This is a genomic window from Microvirga sp. GN3, assembly GCF_055792825.1.
In genome coordinates, this window is the sequence record NZ_JBVVAK010000230.1 from 1 (window position 1) to 9,960 (window position 9,960).

The window sequence follows — 9,960 nt, forward strand, 5'->3', positions numbered from 1 at the left end:
CACCCGAGACAGTGCTATGGCCGGCTGCGCAACCCCGGCCAACTCCGCCGGCCACCCCAGCCGTAGCGCCACGACCGATCATGCACTAACATTGACACCGGACCACCTCGTGGGGGCTGGCCAAAGTCGACAACAGCGACGTCGGCCATGTTTGCTTCCAGCCACGCGCGTGCATGAGCCTGGGAGGCCACCGTCTGCACCGCGATGCCGGCTTCCTCGAGGTAGGTCTCGATCGACACGGCAATCAGGGCCTGATCCTCAACGACAAGGCAGTAGGGCCGATCGATCGTTTCTCCGCTCTTGGCATCACCGTCAGGGAGGCAGGAAACCCGGCATCACTTAGGTTGGCCTGAGTTGCTTCAGGATGGCGCGCACATGCGCTCGGATCTCGACGTCCGATGCCGGGCCGCGACAACCGTCATCCGGCACAGGCTCGGCCGTCAGGTGGAACAAATAGAAGCCGTTGAACCGGACGCCCTCGCAGGCCGCCTTCATAAGGAAGCCCGGCGGCAGACGGTCGACGGGATGAAGAGAGTACGCAAAGAGCCATCCTCGCCCTGATAGGAAGCCTGGCACGGGACGGTCCACGGGCACGGCGCAGACAAGGCTTTCGCATCCCGATCTGCGGAACAGGTTGTACGTGCAGTCGAGCTCCTTGGACCCAGAACTGCGGCTGCCCCGAGTCTTCGCCCGATCGTCTGATGTTTGTGTCATGCCTGTGCGGATCAAAAGCACTCCCTCGCCAAGCATTACCCGGGGACGGAGCTGGATCGGGAAGAAGGTTGAGGAGGCTGCGGCAGGGTGGTGCTCGCGCCTGATCCCGGTGAGGCCTCACAAGCCCCCTGAGGACCGGACCAGCGCGTCCCTTCCCGCAGGGGTCAAGCCCGGGGCGGCCCAGTCCGTCCGGGCCGCCCCCGCGGGTCAGCCCCGTCCGCGATCGCTGGCGGAGCCAGTCGTGCCCGTCCGGGCATCCCGTGCACCGCGCTCGTCCTCGATGTCGACCTCGGTGCGGCGCACGGTGTCGGATACGGTCTCGGTGCGCTCCTCGACGTCCTTGCGGATCACGAGTTCCTCCTTCACCCGCGCCTCCTTCGAGACCACAGGTTCCTCGGCACGCTCCTCGGCTTCGATGGTGCGCTCCCGGAACAGGTTCTCGTCACCCATCAGGGCACGGTCGGCGGGCCGGCGCTCCACATCGACGTGTTCCTCGCGCAGGCTGACCTGCTCCTGGACCGGCATCTCCACCACGTAGGAGCGGATGCGCACGCGCCCGTGGTTCACCTGGCGCTTGCCAACCCGCAACTGCTCCTCGGCGATCGGGATCACCTCCTCTGCCTCTCCGGCGGTCCAGGCCTCGGCCGTCATGCCGGTTGCGGCCGCAGAAGCGCCGGCGTGCGTGCCGGACGCCACCGAACCCGTCGAGCCTGCCATGTACCCGGTCCAGCCCTCGTTGCGCCAAGTGCTCTCACGCTCGTCCATGTCGACAGCGCCATAACGCTCGACGATGTCAGCGATCTGATCGATCTGCGCCTCCTCGGCCGCCACGGCCAGCGTGGTGCCGCCGCGGCTCATGCCCTCGGCGTAAGAATAGCGGTCTTCCTCGGGCAGGAAGAAGTTGCTGAGCGAGGACCAGAAACCACCCTCGTCCCTGCGACGGTCGTAGGCTGAGCGCTCGTCTATGCGCTGGTAGCTGGTCGACTCTGTCTCGGGGATTAGGCGGATCGCGGACCGGCTGATGCCAGCTTCGGTGAGCGCTTCCGCCGCCTGCTGCGCGTCGGAGCGGCTGTCGAAGTGGGTGATGATGGTCTGCTGCGTCATGGCAAGTCTCCTGTGAATGCGATGATCAGGATCGCGAGGTGCGACTGTCGGTCGTCGTAGTGGAAGCCGTCCGGCGGGAGGGATCAGGAGTTCGGTCCACGATGGTGCTCGTGCTTGCCGAACTCAGGCCCATGCGGGCGGTGATCGTCGGCTCGACCGCGCCCATGCGCCCGCCGAACCAAGCTGCGATCGCACCGAGGAGCAGGCCGAGCGCACCGAACAGAGCTCCACGTGACACCGCAGTGGCGGCTGTGTCGGCGGCTTCGGTCGCCTGTTGCTTCGCCTGGTCCACGCTCTGACGGTACTGCTGCTCGTACTGCTGCACCTGGGTGCGGGCCTGCTCGACCGGGATGTTCTGCGCTCGCGCGATGGCCTGAGCAGCCCGCTCACGGGCTTCCTGGGCCTGCTGCTGGTTGCCCGTTACCGCAGCGCGGACCGCGGCCACGGCCGCGTCGCGCAGGGCCGCGGGATCGTTGCCGCCCGTCGCGCCCCGCACCGACTGCTCGATGGAGGAGAACGGGTCGGTCACACCCGACAAATTGGGTGCTGCCACCTGGGCTGCCGTCTGAGCGGTCGAGCCAACCGCCTGAGTGACATTCCCCAAGGCGCTCGTCACGGTGCGATAGGCACCGCCGAGAATGCCGCCAACCGTGGTGGTCAGGAGATAGAAGATCACGAGGGTGGTCAGCGCCCAAGCGGTCAGGCCGTGCCAGCCCGCCGTCGACTCCTTGGGCTTGCCGGCTAGCCGCCCGGCCGCGTAGCCGCCGGCGAGAGAGGCTAGGATGCCGGCCACGGCGAACCAGATGCCGGCCCCGATCGAGAAGGATGAGGCCGAGGGGTTCTCGCCGGCCCCGGCCGCCGGGTCGAGGGTCGCAGCCCCAACCCCGATGCCGAGCAGGTTGAGAACAAGCTGGGTGACAAGTGCCACAACGACACCAGCCAGCACAGCGCCCCAGGAGATCCGGTTGAGCATGATCGTGCGGGCATCCTCGAACGGGGTGACCGGGCTCATATGAGGAGCATCGTAATCGCCGCGGTTGCGCGACGTGTCAGGGTGATGGATGTCTGCCATGTCGGCCTCCTTTGGTGCTGCGCCCGAGACGCGTTAGGTGGGTGCCTTGTCAGGGGAGTTGTGTCGGTTACGCCGCGAGGCGACGAATGTTGCGTCAGCGGGGCTTGAGGGTGTCGCGCGCAGTGGCCTTGACGCCGCCGACGGCGTTCTGAGCCTTGCCGGCCGTTTTCTCGGCACCACCTTCGGCTTGGGTCTTGCTGTCGCCCGTGACCTTGCCGGTGGCTTCCTTGACGGAGCCCTTCACTCGTTTCGCGGCACCCGCGATCCGGTCCTTGTCCATGATAGCCTCTGGGTTAGGTTGGTGGCGTAAATCGCGACTCGGCACGCCGGCCGTTCGGCCCATGGCCAGCTAACCCACTGAAATCATTTGAGTTCCGATTTATTTTTTTGGTTATTCGGCACTAGGCGGACTGGCTTTTCCGTACCGCTTTTGCGCGCCTTCCGGGGCTTGGGCGCGATGCCATCCCCGCCGATGCCGCGCTCGCGGGCCCACACGATCAGGGCACTGCGCCGGTTGACGCCGAGCTTCTGGTACAACGACGCCACGTGGTTGCGCACCGTGTTGCGGGCGAGTCGAAGTTCCGTTGCGATCTCGGGATCACTTGCGCCGCGGCAGACGAAGGCAAGCACGTCGCGCTCGCGCGCCGTCAGATCGGTCACGCTGGCGGCTGCCTGCGCCGGAGACTGGCCGGGCCGGGGCGGGTGGCGCAGGGCGGCGAGCTTCTCCACGACGCCGCGGCTGAACCAGGACGCGTCCGCCATGACTGCCTCGATGGCCCTGACGAGTTCCTCCTCCGAGCGACGGCGCGCGGTGATATCCTGGAACGAGCACAGGATGCACGCACGATCGCTCACCGTAATCGTCTCGGCCGAGACCAGGCACTCGATATCGTCTCCGTCCTTCACCCGCAGGCGGGCCTCGAAGTCCCTGACGGTGCCAGTCCGGACAAGTTCGGTCTCGAAGCGGCGGCGTTCCCCGTCGTCGACCCAGAGGCCCAGGTCCTGGGCTGGGTGACCGATCACATCCTGGCCCTGGTAGCCCAGCACCTTCGTGAATGCCTCGTTGACCTCGACGAGACGAAGGTCGTCGGCCGTGGCAATGGTGGTCGGCACGGGGGCAAGGCGGAAAGCCTTGGCAAAGCGCTCCTCGGAATGCCGCAGGGCCGTCTCGGCCTTCCGGCGTGGCTCGAGGTCGGCGAAGGTGAACAGCATGCAGGGCTCCTCGCCGACCTCAATCGGCTGGCCTGCCACCACCACCTGACGTCCGCCCGCATCGCTCGGCACCGTGAGGCAGGCTGCCATCTGCGGGATGGTCTCGCCGGCCCGCAGGCGCTCCAGCGCGAGATCCCGCCGCTCCGCCCGTTCGAGTACATCGATCTCGTAGACGGTGCGGCCCAGCACGTCCTCGCGCATGTATCCGGTGAGTTCCAGGAAACCCTCGTTGACCTTGATCAGGCGCAGGTCCGTGAGGCGGCAGATGGTGGCGGGGGCGGGATTGGCCGCGAAGGCGCGCTCGAAGCGGTCCTCAGCCTCGATCTGCTCGCTGACATCATGAACGATGAGAACCAGGCAGTCCGGGTTGCCCATCTGATCGGTGATGACGAGACTGCGGATGCGGTGGGTCCAGTCCTGGTCAGGATTGTTCTTGTGCGCCACCACGACCACCACCTCATCGAAGGCCTCTCCGGCGACAACGCGGTCAATCGGATAGCGGCCGGGGTCGAGCGCTCGATTGTTGCGGTAGCGCAGGACGAAGTTGTTCCGGTACTCGTCGGCGGTACGACCGAGATCATTCAGGTGGGCCACCCCGTGCATCGCCAGCGCCGCCTCGTTGGCATAGGTGATGGTCTGGTCGGGCTCAATCAGGATCACGCCCTCGGTCAGGCCGGCGATGATCTGCTCCAGTTGCGAGTGGTCTGGAGCCTGATCGACCATGGTGTTGTCTCTCACGGTTCTGTGGGCCACCTCCGCCTCGGCCACGGTGGCACCATGATGTTCGAAATCCAACCTGGTCGCGGCGCCTTTTCAAAGGACGCGAACGGATCCATGTCGTCGGGCAGGTGTTCCGAGGGTTCGGAGTGGTTGCTGCCGCGGCACCCGGTCTAACGGCCTATGTCGAGGATGGTTCACGCGCTCTTTCTCGGCCGCCCGGCCATGCTCCTGCGGCATCTTGCGGCGGCAGGGCAGGCAAGCCGGAACGGCGTCCCGGTCCACCCGTTGGATCTTCGCATCCGAGGAGGACCCATTGACCCAGGACATTCCCGCGGCAGAGGCTCAAGCCGACGAGGTTCTGCCCCTCGTCGAAGAGACGGTTCGCATCGGCACCCGCGAGCGGGTGACCGGAAGGGCCCGCGTCAGCATCACGACCGAAGTAGTCGAGGAACTCGCCCGGGCTGATCTCCGAAGCGATGTGGTCGAAGTGACCCGCGTTCCTATCGACCGTCCGGTCGACACGGCACCGGACATCAGGACGGAAGGCGACGTGACCATCGTCCCGGTCCTGGAGGAGATCCTCATTGTCGAGAGGAGGCTCGTCCTCAAGGAGGAGCTGCACATCCGGCGCCGCGTCGAGACCGAAGCCGTCGAGGTGCCGGTTACCCTGCGTAAGCAGCGCGCCATCTTGGAACGTGAGGCCCCGGAAGGCTTGAGCGTCGATGAGGAGGCGACAATACGAGAAACTGACAACTCCATCCCGCGTTGACCAACCGTAGCCGTTCACGAGCATAAGGTTAGGCGGATGCGTCGGTTCCTGCGTGACAACGGACTGTCGGTCACGTTGTTTGTTCTGTTCCTGATCTCCCTAGTTGGCCAGGCAATTGCAGGCTGGCGGGCACACGCCGAGGAACTCCGCCTGCATGACCTACCCACGATCGGCTTCCTTGACTACTTGGGCAGTGGCCACTTCATCTCGGCCGTGTTCGAGAACTGGGAAAGCGAGTTCCTTCAGATGGCGGCCTACGTGCTGCTGACCGTCTTTCTGTTTCAGAAGGGTTCGGCCGAGTCCAAGAAGCCCGACGAGGACAACCCCGAGGACGAGATGCCGGAGAACCGCCGCAATGATCCCAGTGCACCCTGGCCAGTCCACCGCGGCGGACTGCTGCTGAAGCTCTATTCGCACTCGTTGAGCATCGCCCTGGTGGGGCTATTCATCCTGTCCTTCTGGCTGCATCTGGCAGGCAGCACGCGGCGGACGAACGAGGAGGCGCTTCAACACCACCAGCCGATGAGAACCACGGTCGAGATGCTGGCCGAGCCGGAGTTCTGGTACGAGAGCTTCCAGAACTGGCAAAGCGAGTTCCTATCAATTGGCGTGTTGCTGGTGCTCGGCATCTACCTGCGCGAGCGTGGCTCGCCCGAGTCCAAGCCCGTGGCCGCCCCGCACGCTGCGACCGGGCACTGACGAGCCGCAGCACGGCCCGGCGGACCAAGATCACGACCGCTGGACATCTTGCCGGCTACTCGAAAACAGAGTGTCACTAAGCCCATCACGTGCATCCATATCGAGATGAGCTTCTTTGCTGCAACGCAGCAACCCATCGGGATCCGGGACGTTGTTCGCTTTGGATCTGAATGGAGCGGACGCATGAGCAACATGGGGGCAGAGGTCGATCCGAACCGGTCAAGGCGTGACGGTGCGGTGGAGACGGGCGGCGGCGTCCCAGATAAAGCGTTCAACCAGAATCAGAGAGGCTGTCCTACTCAGGAGCGTCACGAGATTCGGCAACCTGTTCGGGCTGGCCGCTCGAACCCGCGCCGATGGCTTGCTCCTGTTCTGCTGGGCTCGGCTGCTGCTCTCGGAGCCGCGGCCCTGTACAACCGCAGGCAGACCCGTGATGCCGAGCGCCGCTATCCGCCGATCGGCCGCTTTCTTGATGTGGATGGAGTGCGCCTGCACTCCATCGAGCGCGGCCAGGGGGATCCGCTGGTGCTGATCCATGGCAACGGCACGATGATCCAGGACTTCACCATCAGCGGCCTTGTCGATCGGCTGGCGGAGCGCTACCGGGTGATCGTCATCGACCGCCCCGGCTATGGCTACAGCTCGCGCCCGCGCCAGCTCTGGACGCCGCGTGCGCATGCTCGGCTGTTCCGGAACGCCTTGGCACAGCTCGGGGTCGAGCAGGCGGTGGTGTACGGGCACTCCTGGGGCACCCTGGTGGCGATCACCCTCGCACTGGAGTTTCCCGCGCTTGTGCGCGGCTTGGTCCTCGGCTCGGGTTACTACTATCCGACCCTGCGAGCCGACACGTTCCTGCTCTCACCACCGGCCATCCCAGTAATCGGCGATGCCATGCGCTACACAGTGTCCCCGCTCGTTGCGCGGGCGATCCTCCCGGGCATGATCAAGCGGGTGTTCCAGCCTGCCTCAGTGCCGGAGCGCTTCGAGCGCGAGTTTCCGAAGCCGCTGATGCTTCGTCCCTTGCAGCTTCGCGCGGAGGCCGAGGACGCAGCGCTCATGACGCCGTCCGTGATGGAGCTGGAGCAACACTACGGCGAGCTGAAGCGGCCAGTGACGATCATCACGGGTGCCGACGATCAGATTGCGGACGTGGGCCGCCAGTCCGCGCGCCTGCACCGGGAATTGCCACACAGCGAGTTCATCACCCTTCCCGGGCTCGGCCACATGATCCATCACCTGGCTCCGGACGCCGTTGCCGCCGCGATTGATCGAACAGCGCAGCGCTCCAGCGTCGTGTCGAGCCTCGGCGCAGGATAAACCTTTGTTGCCCGGGACAGCCCATCATGAAATCGAAGCAAAATCAGGAAGGTCGGCTCCTGGCACGTTCCAGAAGTACGCTAAGCGTCCGCAATGGGGCTGGGAACGGACAAAGCTCCATTGAGCAACACAAGAAAAGGCCGCACGGATGGGCGGCCTCTCGGTTCGATCCGGTTGCCGAGGTTTCCATACGATCGCAGAAGAACCTCGTCTCACGTTTCAGAGGGTGAGGCGGACCGATGCGCGCATTGAGTAAGCACTTTGCCGGATTATGGCTATCCTATGCGAGCGTCCACATGTAGAGGGTGGCAAAGGATGGCTCAGCTCTTCCGCCAAGTAACTGCAATAATTGAACTTGATTTTCGAGTTTGCCTCAACTCCTGGCAGAGATAGGCCATCAGTCTGCCTCACCTCCGAAAGTACGCGCTAAGGTCAGGGCCCACAACTGATCGCAGGCACCAAATGACTGCCGCTCACCCATAGCGGAAGCTGGAACAGCACTTGCATAACGAGTCAATCTGGGAATAAGTTCAACCGATAGGAGATGGCAGATGCTTCCACCGAATTTCGTAATCGTAGGCAAGAGGTGCATGGTCCGATAGCGGAAGCCATATCCGTTCGCCATGCGCCCCCGAACCACCGTTCGGGGGCTTTTTAGTTTTCAGAGGGTTCAAAAACCGATGCGCAAGGCAAGCCCCCCGGCTCTGGCGACCCTGATCCTGATGACCGCCACCTCGATGGTGACGCTTAACATGATCGTGCCATCGCTGGCCAACATCGCTCGTGATCTTGAAGCTGACTACACCTTGGTCAGCTTTGCCCTCAGTGGCTATCTTGCCGTTACGGCGGCGGTCCAGCTCGGGGTGGGTCCGCTGTCCGATCGGATCGGCCGGCGTCCGGTGCTGCTGGCAGCGCTCGTGGTCTTCACTCTCGCATCGTTTGGCTGTGCACTGGCCCAGAACGTGTGGATGCTGCTGGCATTCCGCATGCTGCAGGCCGCTGTGGTTTCGGGCTATGTCCTTTCTCTCGCGATCGTGCGCGATACCACCGAGGGGGCTGAGGCCGCGCGGTTGTTGGGCCGCATCAGCATGGCGATGGCGCTTGCCCCGATGTTAGGACCAATGCTGGGGAGCGTCCTGGACGCTGCCTTCGGATGGCGCACGGTCTTCCTGCTTTATGCCACGGCCGGAGCAGGGCTGTTGTGCCTGGCTTGGGCGGATGTGGGCGAAACCACCCGGCCGGTGGCTGGCGAGGGACATGACAGCAAGCGCCTGACCACACTGCTGCGCGAGCCAGTTTTCTGGTGCTATGCGCTGTGTACAGCCTTCTCGACGGGTGCCTTCTACATCTTTCTGGCCGGAGCGCCCTTGGTCGCCACCGTCATCTTCGGGATCGGCACGGCAATGCTGGGGGTGTTCGTCGGGAGCATCACCGCAGGTTTCATGACTGGCAGTTGGCTGGCCAGTCGTCTTGTTGACCAGCATCCGCCGTCAACGGTCATGCTGATGGGTCGGGTAGTAGCCTGTCTGGGTCTTCTCGGTGGCCTCGCGATCATCGCGATGGACTATCTCACCCCGGCTCTCTATTTCGGATCTACCATCTTTGTCGGATTGGGCAACGGCCTGACAATGCCGAACAGCAATGCCGGAGCAATGTCGGTTCACCCTCGGCTAGCGGGAAGTGCGGCAGGGATATCCGGCGCCCTGACCGTCCTGTGCGGTGCGCTGATGACGACGCTGACCGGCTTCGCACTGTCCGGCCTGCCATCGCCTGTGCTCTTGATGGGGCTAATGCTGCTGGCCTCCTTCATCGGCCTGTTGGCTGCTGCCGCAGCCATTCGGCTGAACAAGGCTGTGCCTGACGTTCCGCCGACATAGCCGGCAAACACAGGAATGACAGATGAAGCGAGTGGCCGGATGGGCGCATAGCGCCCTTAATCCCACATGAAAAAAGCCCGCCTCAGGAGGTGAGGCGGACCGAAGCGCGCATTGAGCAAGCACTTTCCCGAATTATGGCTATCCTATGCGAGCGTCCACACATGTAGACGCCGCCAAAGGATGCCTCACGGCTTCCGCTAACCGCTTGTCGCGTATGCACTTGTTTTTCGAGTTTGCCTCAGACTTTTCCTGAAACGACCCATTGGTCCGCCTCACCCTTAAATGTGCGGATTTGTTAATCTGGTTGGGAGGGCAGAGCGGACGTTTAGAGCAGCCCTGTTTTCTTCTGGAGTTGTTAAGGCTTGTTGGATGCCTGCCGCGGCGGAACGGTGCTGCTGCACGAGCGGCAGGCGTTCGACAAGCCTCAAAGGAGGAAACCGCGGAACACCACGCTTAGGCTGCGGGATCTATGGGGA

Annotated in this window: 9 protein-coding genes; 4 read left to right on the forward strand and 5 right to left on the reverse strand. The window is 64.0% G+C overall.

What is annotated here, in order from left to right:
• Positions 1–339: 339 nt before the first annotated feature.
• The 5 genes from ACS5Q1_RS44245 to ACS5Q1_RS44265 form a co-directional block, all read right to left on the reverse strand.
• Positions 340–714 carry a hypothetical protein gene (locus ACS5Q1_RS44245; protein WP_473104175.1) on the reverse strand — a complete coding sequence of 125 codons (375 nt, stop codon included), beginning with the start codon at positions 712–714 and terminating at the stop codon, positions 340–342.
• A gap of 207 nt (positions 715–921) precedes the next feature.
• Positions 922–1,818, reverse strand: coding sequence for a YsnF/AvaK domain-containing protein (locus ACS5Q1_RS44250; RefSeq protein ID WP_473104176.1), 897 nt, complete (start codon positions 1,816–1,818; stop codon positions 922–924).
• A 25-nt stretch (positions 1,819–1,843) separates the two neighbouring features.
• Positions 1,844–2,890, reverse strand: a complete 1,047-nt coding sequence (locus tag ACS5Q1_RS44255) for a PhnA-like protein (RefSeq protein WP_473104177.1) — start codon at positions 2,888–2,890, stop codon at positions 1,844–1,846.
• Between the two features lie 94 nt (positions 2,891–2,984).
• Positions 2,985–3,170 carry a CsbD family protein gene (locus ACS5Q1_RS44260; protein ID WP_473104178.1) on the reverse strand — a complete coding sequence of 62 codons (186 nt, stop codon included), beginning with the start codon at positions 3,168–3,170 and terminating at the stop codon, positions 2,985–2,987.
• An 83-nt stretch (positions 3,171–3,253) separates the two neighbouring features.
• Complete coding sequence (locus ACS5Q1_RS44265; protein ID WP_473104183.1) at positions 3,254–4,825, reverse strand: helix-turn-helix transcriptional regulator; 1,572 nt, start codon at positions 4,823–4,825, stop codon at positions 3,254–3,256.
• Positions 4,826–5,135: 310 nt separating this feature from the next.
• On the opposite strand from ACS5Q1_RS44265, the gene ACS5Q1_RS44270 reads away from it, so the two are divergent.
• From ACS5Q1_RS44270 to ACS5Q1_RS44285, 4 genes are all read left to right on the forward strand, one after another.
• The gene (locus tag ACS5Q1_RS44270) at positions 5,136–5,591 is read left to right on the forward strand and encodes a YsnF/AvaK domain-containing protein (protein WP_473104179.1); all 456 of its coding nucleotides are present in this window, start codon (positions 5,136–5,138) and stop codon (positions 5,589–5,591) included.
• A gap of 36 nt (positions 5,592–5,627) precedes the next feature.
• Positions 5,628–6,290: a DUF6766 family protein gene (locus ACS5Q1_RS44275; protein WP_473104180.1), complete on the forward strand. Its 663-nt coding sequence runs from the start codon at positions 5,628–5,630 to the stop codon at positions 6,288–6,290.
• A 183-nt stretch (positions 6,291–6,473) separates the two neighbouring features.
• Positions 6,474–7,607: an alpha/beta fold hydrolase gene (locus ACS5Q1_RS44280; RefSeq protein WP_473104181.1), complete on the forward strand. Its 1,134-nt coding sequence runs from the start codon at positions 6,474–6,476 to the stop codon at positions 7,605–7,607.
• A 680-nt stretch (positions 7,608–8,287) separates the two neighbouring features.
• A complete protein-coding gene (locus tag ACS5Q1_RS44285) occupies positions 8,288–9,484 on the forward strand; it encodes a multidrug effflux MFS transporter (protein WP_473104182.1) in 1,197 nt (398 codons plus the stop codon).
• The last annotated feature ends 476 nt before the right edge of the window (positions 9,485–9,960 follow it).

Excerpts from the sequence above, each read along its gene's own strand:
- ACS5Q1_RS44245 (WP_473104175.1), bottom strand. The coding sequence starts at position 714 with ATGACACAAACATCAGACGATCGGGCGAAGACTCGGGGCAGCCGCAGT.
- ACS5Q1_RS44250 (WP_473104176.1), bottom strand. The coding sequence starts at position 1,818 with ATGACGCAGCAGACCATCATCACCCACTTCGACAGCCGCTCCGACGCG.
- ACS5Q1_RS44255 (WP_473104177.1), bottom strand. The coding sequence starts at position 2,890 with ATGGCAGACATCCATCACCCTGACACGTCGCGCAACCGCGGCGATTAC.
- ACS5Q1_RS44260 (WP_473104178.1), bottom strand. The coding sequence starts at position 3,170 with ATGGACAAGGACCGGATCGCGGGTGCCGCGAAACGAGTGAAGGGCTCC.
- ACS5Q1_RS44265 (WP_473104183.1), bottom strand. The coding sequence starts at position 4,825 with ATGGTCGATCAGGCTCCAGACCACTCGCAACTGGAGCAGATCATCGCC.
- ACS5Q1_RS44275 (WP_473104180.1), top strand. The coding sequence starts at position 5,628 with ATGCGTCGGTTCCTGCGTGACAACGGACTGTCGGTCACGTTGTTTGTT.
- ACS5Q1_RS44280 (WP_473104181.1), top strand. The coding sequence starts at position 6,474 with ATGAGCAACATGGGGGCAGAGGTCGATCCGAACCGGTCAAGGCGTGAC.
- ACS5Q1_RS44285 (WP_473104182.1), top strand. The coding sequence starts at position 8,288 with ATGCGCAAGGCAAGCCCCCCGGCTCTGGCGACCCTGATCCTGATGACC.